Origin of the sequence: Pseudoalteromonas sp. NJ631, from assembly GCF_000276645.1 — a bacterium.
Taxonomy (GTDB): Bacteria; Pseudomonadota; Gammaproteobacteria; order Enterobacterales; family Alteromonadaceae; genus Pseudoalteromonas; species Pseudoalteromonas piscicida.
The window spans coordinates 114,541-131,565 of record NZ_AKXJ01000013.1 but is presented as its reverse complement, the minus strand read 5'-3'; the positions used below and the strand labels follow the sequence as shown (position 1 = coordinate 131,565).

Sequence of the window (17,025 nt, the reverse complement as noted above, 5' to 3'; positions counted from 1 at the left end):
GGGGTGTCATCAAACATCAATAGGTTTTGGCCGCGAGAGCAGAGCACGTTTTGGGTGTTATTGGCGCTAGTAACAACGGATGGTTGGGTGTCATTAAGGGCAAACCCTAACAAGTAACTTTGGTCAGGGTCGTTGTTCATACAACCGATGAGCACATTACTGTCTGGCAGCAGTGGAAAGTGTAACCCTGTCGGTTGCTTTTGACCACGACAGGCATATTGTGTGAGGCGCTTTACTGATTCAGTCACCTGACTATCAAAATGTACTTGCGTGGCATATTGCCCTTGGGTATCTAAGTGAGGATTGGCCTTTGACCCCGACAGCGAGCGCACTGTGGCGGTAAACACCATCGGTTTTGGGCTATGCTCTGGGGGCGCGATACGTATTGGCTCACCCCGTGGTACACACACCGACTCGCTATGATACGCAACTTGCTTAGGGTCATTGGCACTGCCTTGCTTATACACCTGTTTACTGCGAATACAGGTATAATCGCCACCTTTCGCTGTACCCAATTTACCATTTAACGAAAACGAATAACCGGCATTGGCTTCGGCTACGTTTCCTACCAGCGTGACTTCATTTTTACCTTGTTGATAGGCAAGCTCGAGATTGCCAGTGCGCTCAAATTGCTCAGCGGGATTTTGTGCAGCAGGCTCAAAATAGCTGCGCTGCGCCGAGCTGACTGAGGTTGGTGGATGGGCATTCATATGCACTTGTGAGCCACCCATTTTAAAACGATGGCGGCTTTGGCACTGCGTAAACCCAACAAAGCCGGTTTCATGTTCGTGCACCAGGCCATCTTTATCCGTTACCGACAGCAAGCCTCGCTCAATATAGGGGCTTGCAAGATTCCCCTCGGCAATCACTATCGACTCAATAAAATCATGGCATTCAAACCAATAAATTAAGCCGTATTTTGCTAAGAGTCGCGTGAAAAAGGTGTAGTCGTTTTCTAGCGCTTGTACGCACTGCGGTAGCGTGGGTAAGTCTTTAGTGACTCGCCATTTTATCCGGTCTTGTGAATAGCCGGCTTTTTGTATCAACTTATTGAGGACAGTCTGAACATTGGCTTGTACAAAGATTTGGCTTTTTTCTGTTTGCTTAAGTAACTCAAGGCGAGGCTTTAAAATCACCTCTGCACCACAGGTGTGCTCAGACACAAAACCAGATTGGATATCAAACAAAGTCCCAGTGAAATACGTTGATATTGCATCTGGTGACTCAATTTCAAACGTGAGCATATTGCCAACAAGTAATTCATCAGCAAGGTCAAATTGGGATTCTAGGTTCGCTTTGAGTAAAAAGCCGCTATTGATACAGGTCGTGAGTTCAAAATCGACGACATGTACAGGATGGTTAGTACCATACACCACAATCCTTGTTTGCATTTTTTATGTCCACTGTTGTTGGTTAAAGCTGTTCCACCAATACGCGGTACTACTTCCTAGTGTGCTGCGATTGGTTTTTATTTGCGCGCTATTGTTACATAAAAGACAAGCATTTTTAACTCATTTTTTTATTTAGCATTCGAATGCTTATTGAGTGTGCTGGAGAGAGGAAAGTAGCGCTGATTGTTAATTCTGATTTTATCTCCTGAAGCAGCTAAGTCGCTTACAAGCACCACAAGAATTTATCAGCGCCTTGTGTCTCCCTCATCACACCCGAAAGTAAATTGCCAATGAGTCATTTCAACGCATGGATGCGTGAAAAGCGGTGACAGGGCCAAGGATGGCCCTTACACCGTGGTGACGTTCATATTGGCAATTTACTTGAGGAGTCAGTGTGATGTTGGGAGTGCCTTTTCTTTTGCTTACTTGTTCTTTGGGCATCAAAGAAAAGTAAGTCGTAGCCCATGGATGGGCGTCGAAACCTGTCAGGAGGACATATTAGCCTTACCCTCCATGGCTCGTATCAAAGCGCTCCATGCGCTCCTCGTTCATTCTTTTTAAACGACGAAAAAGAACGAACCAAGAAAACGTCGCCCCAGCATCACACTTAATCCTCAAATCCTAAGCCGACATAGTGCAACCGTCTTGTAAGGCTCGTCCATGATGCCAGACAAGACTTGGCCGACATTCTGTCGGCACATTGCATATCGACTTATGCTTTTCGGGTGTGATGGAGGGGGAAATAAGTTGTCTGTTAGCTGTCCACAAAGCCATCAGAAACATAGTTGCTTGCAAGCACCACAAGAATTTATCAGCGCCTTGTGTCTCCCTCATCACACCCGAAAGTAAATTGCCAATGAGTCATTTCAACGCATGGATGCGTGAAAAACGGTGACAGGGTCAAGGATGGCCCTTACACCGCGGTGACGTTCATATTGGCAGTTTACTTGAGGAGTCAGTGTGATGTTGGGAGTGCCCTTTCTTTCGGTATCAAAGAAAGGTTGTCGTAGCCCATGGATGGGGTAGAAACCTTTCAGGAGGATGGGCTGACTTTACTCATAGTGTCGAGTTAATGTTGAACTTTTCTGACTGTGGAGCAATCGTATATTATATTGCTCCACACCAAAGTTATTCAGCTAGTCATCTAGTTTTACGGCTCCAGCTATCTTATCTATTTTCACTGAGCCTGAACCTGATTCGGTAATGGTCAAGGAGCCAGCATTTACCACACGAATATTTCCAGCACCGTCTTCTATTTGAACATGGCCCTTAACTGCTTCGATATCCGTATTGCCCGAACCATCAACGATAGTGACATCGCCTTGGGCGTGACGAACTTGAATATTACCAGACTCATCATCGATTTTAATATTGCGTCCACCTTCAACAATCAGCGAGCCAGAGCCATCGATGATATCAGCGTTGCCGCTAAAACCGCGAAGGGTTAGATCGCCAGACTCATCTTCTATTTTGATATCCGTGCCGCCAGTCACATCAATATTACCCGAGCCATCCTCCAACTCGAGTGTATCGATCAACCCCTTTATGGTTATGTCGCCAGAACCATCGTCGATAACAAGTTGCTGGACGTTAGTGATATGGATATTGCCACTGCCGTCATCAATTTCAGCACCTTGAATATCTTCCAACGTTATATTGCCAGAGCCATCATCTAGTTTGATAAAACCTTTGATATTTTTGATGGCTATATCGCCCGAGCTGTCATCAAGCGTTAGCGCAAGTTGACTTGGCATGGTGATGGTTAAGTCAATTCTAGGGCTATTATTGCGATACCATTGTACACCAGAACTTGTATCTGAATCGGCCACCAACATGGCGGTGTCACCGGATTTTTCTAGTGTAAGTTGGTAGTTCTCTGCTTCTGTGGTTAACACGGAGGCTTCCACTTGGATCTCTTGTTGGTTATCGTATCCAATGATCTGGATATTACCCGAGGTGGTATTTGCATCAAGTTTGCTTAAGTCTGCAGCGTTGAGTTGCAGAGATTTATGGAGTGTTTTGGTTGCGCTTGCGCTTGGAGAGATATGTACGACACAGCCAGATAAAAGGCTAAGTGCAGCTAAACAGGTGAAGAGCTTTTTCATTGTTGTTATTTTCCATAGTGGTGATGACATAAGGTTACCATTCAGCAATAGTTATACCAGAATGAAGTTATAAAAAAATCAATAGATTAAGCAGGTAGCGAACCTTAGGGTGGTCAAAATAGCGAAATCAAATAGTGAGCTGAACCAAAAGTTTGCAGATGTGACTGTCATATGGCTGTAAATCCGACAATATAGTCTGGCGCTATTGTTTGTTGATTTCTTTGGCTGTGCAATGAAAGACATAACGAAGACAACCGAGCTACACGCTGTCAATCCGAAATCATTCGTTGACAGTCACTGTAAACCAGATGCTGCTGTTTTTTTGGGAGTAGGAAATGCCGCCAGCGCTGCAACTCTAGGGTGTTCTGCCTGTGTATTGACCCATAAAGGCCTACCTTGGTTATTGATAGATTGTGGCTTTGATACGGTGTCGCGTTATAAAAAGCATTTTTCGTCATTACCCGATGCTGTGTTTATCACCCACCTTCATTATGACCATATCGGTGGATTGGAGCAGCTTTACTTTCAGGCTGCATTGAGTCAGCACCAAGTCACTTTATACGCCCCAGCAGAGCTAGTTGTTGGGTTGTGTAATATGCTCGCGTACACCGGGCTAAGCGAAGGGAGTTGCGGTGTATGGCAGGTTTTTCGTTTATTTCCAATCTCTGAAAGCTTTCTTCATCGTGGGCAGCGTATACACAGTTATGCCGTTCGTCATCATGAGCCCAACAGTGCTTTTTCGTTACATCTCCCAGGTCACCTGTTTTACAGTGGTGATACAAAGGCGATTCCTGAGCTGCTCCATCACCACGTCAGTAACGGCGAGGTTATTTTTCATGACTGCGGTCTTGCAAATAATCCCAGTCACTGCTCCCTTAATGAGTTGTTGATGAGCTATCGTGAAGACATCATTAAAAATATTTGGGTCTATCATTACCAGCATCAAGAAGATGTTGTGAAGTTTGAACGCGCAGGACTCAAAGTGGCTATCGCTGAGCAGCCGATTGCGCTTTAATTTTGCGACTGAGAGGTTAAATAGGCTTTTAATTCTCGAACAAACTCGCTGCCGATCTCATGGTGTATCGCTTTTATTTTTTCGGCGCACTCAGTGGTGTTGTTATCAAGTGCTGAATATTCTAACGCCTGCAGATGTTCAGCTAGTACCTCTGCCCCCACTGCTTTGGCGGAGGTTTTGAGGTAATGCGCTTCGTCTTTTAAAGCTTGAAAAGCACGAGTTTGGTATGCGGTTTTAATTTTTGCACAACTAGATTTCGATTGCACCAGAAAGTCGGTGTAAAACTTCTTCGCCGTAGCAAAATCATCACCGATTAAATCGATAAGCACCTGAGGGTTGAGAGTTTTGCTCATTGTGTAAAGTCCATATCTAACCATTTACCTAAGGTGTTTTTAAGCTCTTGTAGTCGCACTGGTTTGCTAACATAGTCATTCATGCCACTATCTAAACAAAGCTCTTTATCCCCTTTCATAGCGGCGCCTGTGACGGCAACAATAGGAATGGCACTGCGCTCTTCTGTGGACTCAAATGCGCGAATTAACTTAGTTAATTCATAGCCATCTATCTCTGGCATATGGCAATCCGTCAACAAAAGCTGATATTGCTGGCTTTTATACATCGCCAAGGCTTCTTTGCCGTTATTGGCAATATCACAGGAAACTCCAAGTCTAGAAAGCTGTTTGACGATGAGTTTTTGGTTAAAGGGATTGTCTTCTGCAAGGAGTATATGTTGCTTACCACTAGTATCCGATTCATCATCGGTGGGGCTAGATACTTTATTGTCTAGTGAAAGTAGTGCATCTAGTTCACTGAGATCGTTTAATTCACCTAAATCAGCCTCGTCATTTTGCTGACTTACTTTAAGTTTACTCAGTAATTGACCGATAGCGTATTGAGTCTGCGGTGCAATTGGTTTTGGTTTTTGTGTGGTTAACGCTGTACTGTTCAAGTTAGCAAACGCTTTTTCATCAAGAAATACTAACTCTGGAATAGGTGAGAGTATTTGCTCTGCACAGACTCCGGCTTGCGTTGTGACAACACGAATAAGTGCAGTATCGTCTGTCTCTTTGATTTCATTGGGTGACTCGATGACTTTGAGCTCATTGCAAAAATGCGTGCAGGCATTGTACAACTGAGTCAGCGCCAACGAACTTTGCCAAGGCGTATCACTTAACCAGTAGAGCGTATTAAATAGAATATTGGGCTGCTGTTGTGTTCTTGGGCGCCAAATAGGAATGGTAATGGTAAAAGTTGAGCCTTCACCGGATTTACTTTTTAAGACGACCTTGCCGCCCATTAAGTCAATAAGCTTGCCACATATTGCAAGCCCTAACCCCGTACCACCGTATTTTCTCGTGATAGAGCGTTCGGCTTGTGTAAAGGGGGTAAACAGTTTCTTTTGTACTTCTGGTGCAATGCCAATGCCATTGTCTTCTATCTTAAATATCAAGTGAGATAAGGCCACGCCTTCACATGCCCAGTGCACATTGATGGTGACTTTTGCACCGCCTTCTCTATCTGCAACGCTAAATTTGATGGCATTGCTGACAACGTTAAAGATAATTTGCCGTACTCTATTTTCATCGCCAATCACTTCTAGCGGTAGTTTTATGTCCTCATGCACCGTTAATTTTACTGATTTGTCTCGCGCGTGGGCTTCAAAGGTTTTGATGATGTTATTGAGCATTTTAGAAGGGGAAAACGGGTAGCTCTCAAGCTCCATTTTTCCTTGTTCAACTTTGGCTAGGTCTAAAATGTCATTCAATATTGAGACTAAATTATTGGCTGAAATAGACGCAGTTTCTAAGAGTTCTTGGTTGTCTTCATCAAGCTCTGATAGTGCCATGAGATCTAAGGAGCCGATAATGCCATTCATGGGAGTTCTGAGTTCATGGCTCATCATGGACAAAAAATCTGATTTAGTACGATTGGCCTGCTCAGCTTTAATTATCGCAGCTTCAAGATCTGCGGTGCGTTCTGCGACGCGCTGCTCTAATTCTTGATTAATGTGCTGGAGTTTTTTCTGGGCAATATATACATCGGTTTGATCGATAACAACGCCGTCAATACGTGCTGGCCGACCCTGTTCATCAAGCCCCACAACACCTTTGGCATACACTACAACAATGTCTTTATCGTTGAGCAGGCCGCGATAACGCTGCTCAAAGGTTTCACCTGAGTTTAGCGACGCTTCTAGCGCTTGAGTAACACGTGCTTTATCGTCGGGGTGAAGGCTAGCTTCCCAAAGATGCAAATTGCCGATATCGTCTTCCGAAAGCTTGAAGATTTCATTCGCTTGATGATCCCAATTCCAGATCCATTGATTCGCCACTCGTATTGCTCGCCAAGTGCCTATTTTCCCCGCTTGCATGGCAAGTTCTTTGCTTTCTTCTGCATCATGTAATGCGACCAGCATGTCTTTTTCGTGAGTACAGTCAGCTAAAATCCCATAAACACTGTGTGTGCGAATACAATACTTAACTTGCTCTCCCTTGAACTCAAACCAATGAATTGTTCCCCTTACCTCAAGCCTGAACTCAAAATGCAGCATAAGCCCTTGTTCAATATGGTGAGCGAGTAGCTCGGCAAATAGCGGCTGATCTTCGTGGTAAATCATGCTTTTTAAGGTGTCCCAGTCAAGTTCTGCTGACGCTGGGAGGCCTATCAGTGATTTAAATTTAGGAGAAAAATACGCTGTCTTATTAAGGAGATCGTAGCACCAAACTCCTAGGTTTGCGCTGTTGACGGCGTGGCGCAAAATTCGAGTTTGTTCGTCTTCCAAAGGATTTTGACAATAATACGTAGAGAGCTCGGCAATATGTACGAATATTTCGTTGCTGCGAACATCATAAAATGACAGTAAAAATTGTACATTTGGCGACGTGCGCAACGACACTTGTACCAAAGAGCCGTCAGCAATTGTTTTTTGCTGCTCTTCTACGCATAAAGGAAAGATAAATAAGTCTTCAAGGTGCTTATTAATGACGTTATCGACAGGAGCGAACAGTTTTTCCGCAACGGCGGTTGTATGACTGACATACCATTCAGATGTAACAATCAAAATTGGCATACTGTCTTTAAGCGCTGTTAGCATCGTATCCCCCCATAATATCCTCATAAAACAATATAGCAGTTCATGATTAACTTGCTGGATTTATGGTCGATCTATTGATGTTTAGGTGGAAGGGTAAAGGTTGTAAATTGTAGAAAGCCATCGCGACCTATGAAGTCGTCGATGGATTGATGAAAAGACTCTTATTCTTAAAAGAAAAATAGTCAGCAGTGTAAAGCAATATTTTGCTTTCCTCTAACCGTACGAGTACCACATTACTCGGTGGTTTACACCGCCTCTACATTGAGCCTTTCTGCGAGTAGCTGGCGCTCAGTATTTAACCCTCTATAGTCTCGAAGTCCTGCGAGAAGCGCCCTGATTAATACTGTATCAGGGTTTTCACATTGTAGTTGAGCTTCCAACAGAGCGATTGTATGGTCTACGATCTCACGCTTTTGTGGTGCAAGCTTGAGCTTTTGAGATTTTTCTTGGAGCTGTAAAAAAGCTTGTTGGACTTTTTGTTCGTGGAGTTGTCGTTTTTTGGCTTCGATCTCTTTTTGGGACGGAAAATCCTGCTCGGTTAACACTGGCAACAGTGCTTGATTTGGTAGCGCTGTACAAATTGAGTCCATGCATGACACCACCCAATTAACCAGCTTTTCAGTGTCGAAATCAATACCTTCGATCACGGGAAGCGAAAGGTAGTTAGCTATAATGCCATCAAGCGTCATCGCGAGATCGGTTTTCCATGGCCGGACTTGCTCGCCATAGTTTTCAAGTAAAAAACCTTCCTGTAGCGTAAGCCACGTCAAGCGAAACTCTTGATAGAACATGATCAAATTATTTGAAAAACTCAGTGACTCTTCCTGCAATAAGAGCTGAAACATCGCTTGGTACTGCTGTAAATCTTCGTGCTGGAAGCGGATTTGTTGTTTTAGCTTGGCAATTGGAGTCAATTTATCACTTTCTAATATCGCTCTTATTTTATCCAGCAGATCCGCTGTTTGACGCTCAAAAACGGCTAATAGTAGTTCGTCTTTTGACTTAAAGTGTAGGTAGATAGCACCTTTCGAAATGCCCACTTTATTGGCGATGGTTTGCATGCTAAAGGCACTATCACCTTCAGCTAAAAGTAACTGCTCCGCGCACGCCAGTATTAATTTTCGCTTATCAGACATAGCTCCTCCTGTTCACATTGCAGTATACAGTCAATTTAAAAATGACCAATAGGTCATTTTTAAATTGACTAAATTCAAAATTTGGTCAATTATTATGTTGTCTATTCAACGGGAACATAATAATTATGAGCAATACATCATCTTTAATACAACTAGTCAGGCGCACGCGGCCAAGTTGCCTATTACTATCAACTCTGGTTTTATTTACGCTTATCTCTAGTGTTTTAGGTTTGTTGGTGCCTTTGCAAACAAAAAAATTGCTGGAAGAACTCGGAGAAAATGGTCATTTTTCAAATGAACGGGTAGTCATATTAATTATGGTATTAGTGTTTTCCGCTGTGCTAACAGGGTTGATGACTTACATCATGGGTAAAATTGGCAATGAGCAAAAGCTTAAATTACGCGGAGACCTTTTTCAGCACCTTATTCGTTTGCCTGTTTCCTTCTTTGATAATACTAGAGCTGGGGAGCCCGCGAATCGTATCGTAAAAGACACTGAAATTATTGAAAACCTCGTGAGCGAACAGTCTGTGTCTTTTATATCTGGTGTGGTTTCATTATTTGGCTCTTTTATTATTCTATGGTTTTTAGACTGGCAAATGACACTTGTAATGCTTGGTGCAGTTACGGCTAGTTTTCTGATTATCTTACCGTTTTCCGTGAGGCTAACGGATCTGTCTAAGTCATTACAAGATACTGAAGCCTCTATGCTTGGAAGGTTAACCGAACTGTTTGCCAATATCCGCTTACTAAGAGCGCAAGGTGCAGAGAAAATAGAAGCTAAAAAGAATAATAATGAATTGAAGTCACTCTATAAAACCGCAATGTCAGAACATACGCTTTTAGCGACCATGGGCGCATTGGTGAATTTAGTGATCATGGCTTCGATAGTGTTAGTACTAGGATTTGGCGCATCAAGGGTTGCCAACGGTGCGATGACGCTAGGTGCTTTTGTTGCGTTTATTATGTTTTTACTGAACATCGTGTTGCCGATGGGGCAGTTAAGCATGGTGGTAGCCGCGTTTAATAAAGCAAAAGGAGCGGCCGTTCGTATTAATGAGATCTTAGCAACGACACCACCAAATGAAGCTGGTCATACGATTAACCTGACTGATAAGTCAATTTATGTTCGCAACTTATCTTTTAGTTATGCTGATGACAAACCGGTATTTAAAAGCTTAAGCTGTGAATTCTTAAGTGGAAAAACGACCGCTATTGTTGGGCCATCAGGGGTTGGTAAGTCTACACTCTTCGCTTTGTTGCAGGGCTTTTATCAGGCGAGGCGTGGTTACATTGAAATTGCTGGGCTTAATGTTGAAGAGCTAGATCGAGCCAATTTAAGAGCGCAAATAGGCTACGTCGCGCAAGAGAGCCCGCTGTTGTGCGGCACCTTATATGAAAACTTGGTCTACGGTGCTTATGAGACAATAGATGATGAACAATTACAGCATGCCATTGCCACGGCCGATTTAGCAGAGTTTATAGCGACACTACCTGATGGGTTGAGTACTCAAATTGGTGAGCGTGGCGTTACTCTGTCTGGCGGACAAAGGCAACGAGTTGCATTGGCGCGAGCACTATTAAAAGACCCAGCATTGCTGCTGTTGGATGAAGCAACGGCAAGCCTTGATTCACAAAGTGAAGCCGCTATTCAAATTGCCCTGAGAAATGCAAAAAAAGGTCGTACTACTATAATCGCTGCGCATCGACTCAGTACGGTTATGGATGCTGATAAGATTATCGTCATAAACAAAGGTGAGATTGAATCACAGGGAGATCATCAGTATTTGATGCAACACTCTTCGCTTTACCAAAGCCTAGTGAACAAACAGTTCAGCCTTCAAACTGCAAGCTAATAACTTTGATTGAGGTCTGTCAGTTGGGTAGGTGGAAAGAGAATGAACAGTAATGTCATTGGTAAAAGATTAAATTAGGGCCTGTTGACCTTTGCTGTTTAATTTTTGTTCTCCTGAGTGTGTTTTAGTCGCGACGCTCGACTTGCCGCCTAGTGATCTAGGCAAAAGTTGAGCAACAATGAGCAAAGCGCACTCAGGTGAACCCAAAGGGCAGCGCTTGATTGGCATTTCTTCTGTGTTGCCCCACAAGGATGTGGGGTAAGGTGACTCTGCAGGAGCACAAAGTCTTTATCGCCTGACTCACATAGAACAACTATGCTACGCAGGCTCTGCCTTGTATAAATACCAATCAAACTGCTGCAAAAAAACTTGAAAGATAAACAGGCCCTAATGCTTTTTGATGTTTTTTTAAAATGATATAGCACTAAAAGTTTAGATGTGATAAAAAGTAACCATATTTAACTAAGTGCTATTTAGTTATTGGTTAAAAAGGATTAGTTTTTAGGGAAGACAAATTAATTTTCGTAGGTTTGTTTATGCCCCATAGAGCATCACACACAAGTTCGCATACCTCTATCCCGCTGATTGTAGCGCTAACAAGCGTGTTGTTATTACTGACTTTACTGAGCTTTCCGAGCAAGAGCAAACAGCCTGTAGCAACCAAAGTCGCAATACATAAGAGCAGCGCGATAAAGCATGAAGTCCGCCAGACAGAATTAGAATGAAAAATTCGTATTTACCTAAAAGTATCTAATTCACACCATCACCTTACACTTTGTAACAGTTCTGCTTTACTAATTTTTATTTATGTAAAACATATAGTTATTTTATTTAACTAACACCACCATAAAGTTTCCGTCGGCATTCAGCCTATCATCTCACCTCGATAATTTGCTTATTATTTCTAACTCGGTATAGTTTGACGTCGGCCAGAATAGTAATAATATTGCTCAGTTTATGGGCGCAGGACAAATTGGCCTTACTTCTCAGAGGCAGGTATGCAATTAATTCAGTTAAAGTCAGATGACCCACAAGTAGTCGCGGTGTTTTCTGAAATCGATAAGCTTATGAATAGCTTATATCCAATCGCAAGTGCACAGTCTTTATCAATAGAAGAAATTAACCAACCTAACGTGTATGCCGTTGGCTTACAAAATGAAGAGGGCATTGTAGCGTGCGGTGCGATTGTAAAGCAGTTTGATAAAACCTTATACGGTGAAATTAAACGCTTGTACGTAAAACCTAGCTATCGAGGTAAAGGGCTTTCTAAACGTATTATGCAAATTTTGCTTCACTACGCGGGTGAAGCGCAGATCCCACTTATTCGGCTTGAAACCGGCTCTAAGCAAGCCAGTGCGATAAGTCTTTATGAGAGCTTGGGATTTGAGCGATGTGAACGCTTTGGTATGTACCGTGACAACCCGTTAAGTGTCTTTATGGCGTTATCACTGAAATCTTAACCTAGCAAAATAGGGATTGTTCGTATCGGCAGAGATACTGGCAATCTCTGCAAGTACCACAGTGACCGTTTGATTTTCTCGCTCTAAAACTAAACACTCCTGTTTGCCGACTATAGCCGTGTTTTCGCAGCTGCCACGCACAACTTCACCACCTTTCATCTCAATAGTAACTGCTAGGCGCTTTAGGCACGCCAGTTCGATATAATCATACTGTTGGCAACTGAGCATAGATACGTCCTTATTGAGTAAAGCCAATTAGCTTAATTAAGTGATCTATTTTGAGGCGAGAAAATCTTGTCGATAACTAGGCGAAAATTTTGCTATTTAGTTGTTCTAAATGAGAAATTTTTAACGCAGTTAGCGTCAGATTTGTTCCTTCAAATTGAGCAAGTATTAAGACTAATTGGTATAAAGCCACCTGCTTGTGCAGATGGCTTTTGAAGCTTGGCTTATGTCTAAAGAGACTTAATCCCCATATTGTAAAGCGTAAAGCCATAAATATCGGCATACTGTTCAATCGTTTTGCTTATCGGTGTGCCTGCGCCGTGTCCAGCATTGGTTTCGATACGAATAAGCGTCGGATTAGCACCTGTGTGTTTGCTTTGTAGCTCAGCTGCAAACTTATAAGAGTGTGCTGGTACTACGCGGTCATCGTGGTCACCTGTTGTGATCATCGTTGCTGGATAATTTACACCAGCCTTTACGTTATGCACAGGTGAATAACCTTTCAGGTATTCAAACATCTCTTTGTTGTCTTCCGCCGTACCGTAATCGTAAGCCCAGCCGGCACCAGCAGTAAACGTGTGGTAACGCAGCATATCAAGTACACCTACCGCAGGTATAGCCACTTTGAATAGGTCTGGACGTTGCAACATTGTTGCACCTACTAACAAACCACCGTTCGAACCACCGTTAATTGCAAGCTTTTCACTTGAAGTATAATTTTCAGATACTAAATATTCGCCTGCAGCAATAAAGTCATCAAAGACGTTTTGCTTCTGCATTTGAGTACCTGCTTTGTGCCATTTTTTACCATACTCACCGCCGCCACGTAAGTTTGCTACCGCATAAACTCCACCCAGCTCTAACCAAGCTGCACGTGTCGGGCTAAAGTAAGGCTTAAGACTGACATTAAATCCACCATAACCGTACAACAGCGTTGGATTGTTACCATCCAATTTCAGTCCTTTTTTATGGGTGATGATCATCGGTACACGGGTACCATCTTTTGACGTGTAAAAAACTTGCTTAGACACGTAAGCATCTGAATCAAAATCTACTTTATCTGAACTATATAACTCGCTACGGCCTGATTCTGCATCGAAAGCAAATATAGATCTCGGGGTGTTGTAGTTAGTGAATGAGTAATAAAGTACCTTGTCTTCCTCCTCACCGCTAAAGCCACTTACAGTGCCTACACCTGGAAGCGTAATGTCACGGATCAGTTTACCTGTGAAGTCATACTGTTTTACCAATGAAATTGCATCTTTGATGTAAGTCGCAAATAGGTAACCTGACCCTGTTGAAACCGATAGTACATTGTCGGTTTCTGGGATCACATCTTGCCAGTTTTCTGGTTGTGGCTGCTTCGCATTGACTTTAACGATACGGCGATTTGGCGCATCTAAGTTAGTGCTTAAGAACAATGTGTCGCCTTCACTGTGGATCACGCTGGTATCAGAGTTGGTATGATCTAAAATCGTTACCCAGTCACTATTTGGCTTGCTTAAGTCACGAATAAATAGCTTGTTACCTGATGTTGATACCGCAGCAGAGATCACCAAGTATTTTTTATCGTCTGTTACACCACCATAAACATAACGGTGCTTTTGCGCATCAGTGGCACCAAAAATGACTTTGTCTTGATCTTGAGGTGTGCCAATCTTGTGGTAATACACTTTATGTTGGTCAGTTTTTGCAGAAAGTTCGCTGCCCTTAGGTTTATCATAGCTTGAGTAGTAAAAGCCTTCATTACCAAACCAAGAGATACCACTAAACTTCACGTCGACCAGCGTTTGACCAACCTGCTCTTTAGTCTCGGCGTTTAGTACAATCACTTTACGCCAGTCACTCCCACCTTCGGAAATTTGATACGCTACTAATGAAGCGTCTTTACTAAAACTTAATCCTGCAAGCGATGTTGTGCCATCGTCACTCATGGTGTTTGGATCTAAAAATACCTCAGCTTCACTACCTTCTTTTTGACGGTACAAAACACTTTGGTTTTGCAATCCATCATTTTTGTAGAAATAGGTATAGTTGCCGTGTTTAAACGGTTGAGAAACACGCTCGTAATCAAGTAGTTCAGTGAGGCGTTTTTCGATGTCTTTACGATATGGAATCTGCGATAAATATGCTTGAGTAGTCTCGTTTTGTGCTTTTACCCACGCAGCGGTTTCTGCGCTTTTATCGTCTTCTAACCAGCGATATGGATCCGCCACTTGCGTACCAAAGTAGTTGTCTACCACGGTGCCTGTTTTAGTCATTGGATATTTCACAGATTGCGTCAATGCCGCATTATTAGATTGTTCATTTTCGGTATTAACACATCCGACAAGCGCAAGAGCAATGGCTCCAGCTAGTATCTTCTTTATCATTGTGGGGATTCCTATTGGTTCTTATTAGCTACTATCTCGCCGCAGTTTCTTGCGCCTTACTCAGCAATAAGACTTTTCGATACGGCATTTTTCGTTAAGCATTTATCAGTGTGGGACATGATTACGCTACTAGAATTGCAGTGGATTGTAGTGAAGCTCGTGTATTTGTCTACAAATTGTAGACAAATACACGAGTAAGAAGGTTAAATTGAAGTTGATTTGGCGTAATTATTATTGCCTTTGCATAAATATTGTGACTTCAGCCATTACAATACCGAACTTTTCAATATAGGAGCGGTTCATGAGAGTGGTTTGGTCAAACGACCACATCCAATCATCAAAGTGTACTTCGTAGCTGGTGTCGTCAACGGGTAAGTCCATTCTATACTGCCAATTCATCGCATTGCCGTAGGTTTTGCCTGATGCTGAGTTGAGGAGATCGTTGGCGCGGCCTGAATACTGGTTCCTAGATGCTTTTGTAATAGTCCAAACTCGCGTTTTCACGCCATCACCGAGCAGATAGTTGAAGGACTCATCTAAAACAAGCTCTGACTTGTTATTAATCGAGCCTTTGATATCAACAGTAAACTGCTGCACTAAGTTGCCATCTCTGTCTTGGACTATTCCCCATGCTTTTACATCACCAACAAAAAACTCATAGGGGTCAAATTGCGGTTTAAGTGTCGAGTATTTATTACCGTCAATGCCCGAACTGCATGCCGACAATAAAAATAAGGTGAGTACTGCAAGAGTGATGCGCATTGTTTTCTCCTTAGGCTTGAGGCCACTTTGAGTGCTATTGCTTTTGATATGTGAGCTAAATAGCGAAGATGAAATTAATTGGGGAAAAAACCATATGCTATTTCCGCTTTAGACCTAGAAGCTCGGCTCGCATGGTTGGTTCGGATGTTTTTTCACCGAGCCAAATATTGAAAAAACGGGTCGTAAATTCCGAATCTTTCACTTCGCCAATAAGGTTTTTATCTTGGTAAAACTGTGTAGTTCCTTCGGGGGTCCTCACGCCAAAAAGCACGGTCCCTTTAGAGACATTGGGGAAGATTTTTTTCATTTCTGCCAGCCATCGCTCACCTTGACTCGAATTATTAAACCCTTGCTTTTCCATCTCTTTTAGTGAGCGTTTTGCTATCTCTTTGCCGTCAAGCGCGCGTAAATAATGTAGTGCCAGTACAAAAGGCTGGTCTTGAGAGTACGCTCCTTGGGGGGCATAAAGGCTGGCATCATAAACATCCCAAAACAAATAGGTCATTCGACTTGTTTTGCCGACCTGCTTCGGGTTTTCGATAAATTGATTTACAAGATCACTGGTGCTTGCGAAACCCTGAGTGCTGAAAAGCAAAATCAAAAAGGCAAAGATGGCCCTTTGCATACTAACCTCTACCTATATAAAAACGGTTAGTCCTTTATACGAACGAGCTGGAGAGTTTGTTCACTTTACTGCTGCCGGAAAGGTGCTGTCATCCCCCTTTACAATTTGTTAAGCTGACTAAAACCTACATACAGGAGCCATTATGAGCCTTTCAATTCGCCCAGCAGAAGTAGCTGATGCCGCGACAATACTGCATTTTATCAACGAACTTGCAATTTATGAGAAAGAGCCAGATGCCGTGCTAAATACCGTGGAAGAAATAGAACAGAAGTTGTTCGGTAAAGAAGCCAGAGCGCACAGCGTTATTTGTGAATTAGATGGTGAAGCAATTGGGTTCGCAGTATATTTCTTTAATTATTCTACTTGGCTTGGCAAGTACGGGCTGTATCTTGAAGACTTATATGTGTCACAAGACAAACGCGGTGTTGGTGCAGGTAAAGGGATCATGAAATACCTCGCAAGGCTAGCACTACAAAAGGACTGCGGTCGTTTTGAGTGGGTGGTACTGGACTGGAACAAGCCATCAATCGATTTTTATGAAAGTATCGGTGCTAAAGCACAAAACGAGTGGATTATTTATCGCCTAACAGGACAAGAGCTCATCGATTTTGCTGAGTAAGTATAGTGGATTGAGAGGGCTATTTAGCCCGCTCAATCTCATGTTTTTCAAGTTATGGTTACTTATCTACATGGCCTAAATCACGTTCAGGGTCTAATAAATCTCTCACTCTTCTTTTGAGCACCTTGGCTTCAGGAAAGCCACCATCGGCTTTTCGGCACCAAATTAACGTATCGTTGTAGTAGATTTCGAATATGCCTTTACTTGCTGGTGCAAGTGCAACTTGTTTTAAATCGTCAGAGAAAGTTGAAAGCAATTCTTGTGCAAGCCAAGAAGCTCGCAGCATCCATTGGCAAAGCACGCAATAATGAATTGTAATGATCGGTTTTTGCATGAATTTACATTAACTTGAAGATTGTGATTGA

At 42.8% G+C, this 17,025-nt stretch carries 14 protein-coding genes; 4 read left to right on the top strand and 10 right to left on the bottom strand.

From position 1 onward, the window contains the following. Both A587_RS24825 and A587_RS0118595 read right to left on the bottom strand, forming a co-directional pair. A partial coding sequence (locus A587_RS24825; RefSeq protein WP_017218810.1) for a contractile injection system protein, VgrG/Pvc8 family occupies window positions 1-1,391 on the bottom strand: 1,391 nt, incomplete at its 3' end. 1,136 nt (window positions 1,392-2,527) lie between these two features. Next, entirely contained in the window at window positions 2,528-3,496 is a 969-nt protein-coding gene (locus A587_RS0118595) for a hypothetical protein (RefSeq protein ID WP_010375587.1), read from the bottom strand. Window positions 3,497-3,728: 232 nt separating this feature from the next. On the opposite strand from A587_RS0118595, the gene A587_RS0118590 reads away from it, so the two are divergent. Further along, on the top strand, window positions 3,729-4,511 hold the full coding sequence (locus A587_RS0118590; RefSeq protein WP_017218809.1) for an MBL fold metallo-hydrolase: 783 nt from the start codon (window positions 3,729-3,731) through the stop codon (window positions 4,509-4,511). Here the strand turns inward: A587_RS0118590 and A587_RS0118585 are convergent. From A587_RS0118585 to A587_RS0118575, 3 genes are all read right to left on the bottom strand, one after another. Beyond that, complete coding sequence (locus A587_RS0118585; protein WP_010603970.1) at window positions 4,508-4,864, bottom strand: Hpt domain-containing protein; 357 nt, start codon at window positions 4,862-4,864, stop codon at window positions 4,508-4,510. The genes A587_RS0118590 and A587_RS0118585 overlap by 4 nt on opposite strands. Further along, complete coding sequence (locus tag A587_RS0118580) at window positions 4,861-7,605, bottom strand: ATP-binding protein (RefSeq protein WP_017218808.1); 2,745 nt, start codon at window positions 7,603-7,605, stop codon at window positions 4,861-4,863. Before A587_RS0118580 ends, A587_RS0118585 begins: the two co-directional genes overlap by 4 nt. 245 nt (window positions 7,606-7,850) lie before the next feature. Next, entirely contained in the window at window positions 7,851-8,741 is an 891-nt protein-coding gene (locus tag A587_RS0118575) for a TetR/AcrR family transcriptional regulator (RefSeq protein ID WP_017218807.1), read from the bottom strand. 125 nt (window positions 8,742-8,866) lie between these two features. On the opposite strand from A587_RS0118575, the gene A587_RS0118570 reads away from it, so the two are divergent. Beyond that, on the top strand, window positions 8,867-10,597 hold the full coding sequence (locus tag A587_RS0118570) for an ABC transporter ATP-binding protein (protein WP_026001054.1): 1,731 nt from the start codon (window positions 8,867-8,869) through the stop codon (window positions 10,595-10,597). A 998-nt stretch (window positions 10,598-11,595) separates the two neighbouring features. Continuing rightward, window positions 11,596-12,057, top strand: coding sequence for a GNAT family N-acetyltransferase (locus A587_RS0118560; RefSeq protein WP_010603965.1), 462 nt, complete (start codon window positions 11,596-11,598; stop codon window positions 12,055-12,057). Here A587_RS0118560 and A587_RS0118555 read toward each other — a convergent pair. The 4 genes from A587_RS0118555 to A587_RS0118540 form a co-directional block, all read right to left on the bottom strand. Continuing rightward, window positions 12,043-12,285, bottom strand: a complete 243-nt coding sequence (locus tag A587_RS0118555) for a Rho-binding antiterminator (RefSeq protein WP_017218804.1) — start codon at window positions 12,283-12,285, stop codon at window positions 12,043-12,045. The genes A587_RS0118560 and A587_RS0118555 overlap by 15 nt on opposite strands. Window positions 12,286-12,512: 227 nt before the next feature. Beyond that, entirely contained in the window at window positions 12,513-14,654 is a 2,142-nt protein-coding gene (locus A587_RS0118550; protein WP_017218803.1) for a prolyl oligopeptidase family serine peptidase, read from the bottom strand. A 231-nt stretch (window positions 14,655-14,885) separates the two neighbouring features. Continuing rightward, window positions 14,886-15,416: a DUF3833 domain-containing protein gene (locus tag A587_RS0118545; protein ID WP_017218802.1), complete on the bottom strand. Its 531-nt coding sequence runs from the start codon at window positions 15,414-15,416 to the stop codon at window positions 14,886-14,888. Window positions 15,417-15,513: 97 nt separating this feature from the next. Then, window positions 15,514-16,041, bottom strand: coding sequence for a chalcone isomerase family protein (locus A587_RS0118540; RefSeq protein WP_017218801.1), 528 nt, complete (start codon window positions 16,039-16,041; stop codon window positions 15,514-15,516). A 142-nt stretch (window positions 16,042-16,183) separates the two neighbouring features. Between A587_RS0118540 and A587_RS0118535 the strand changes: the two genes are divergently transcribed. Then, on the top strand, window positions 16,184-16,660 hold the full coding sequence (locus A587_RS0118535) for a GNAT family N-acetyltransferase (protein ID WP_017218800.1): 477 nt from the start codon (window positions 16,184-16,186) through the stop codon (window positions 16,658-16,660). A 58-nt stretch (window positions 16,661-16,718) separates the two neighbouring features. On the opposite strand, the gene A587_RS0118530 is transcribed toward A587_RS0118535, so the two are convergent. Further along, window positions 16,719-16,994, bottom strand: coding sequence for a SelT/SelW/SelH family protein (locus A587_RS0118530; protein WP_017218799.1), 276 nt, complete (start codon window positions 16,992-16,994; stop codon window positions 16,719-16,721). Between the last annotated feature and the right edge of the window lie 31 nt (window positions 16,995-17,025).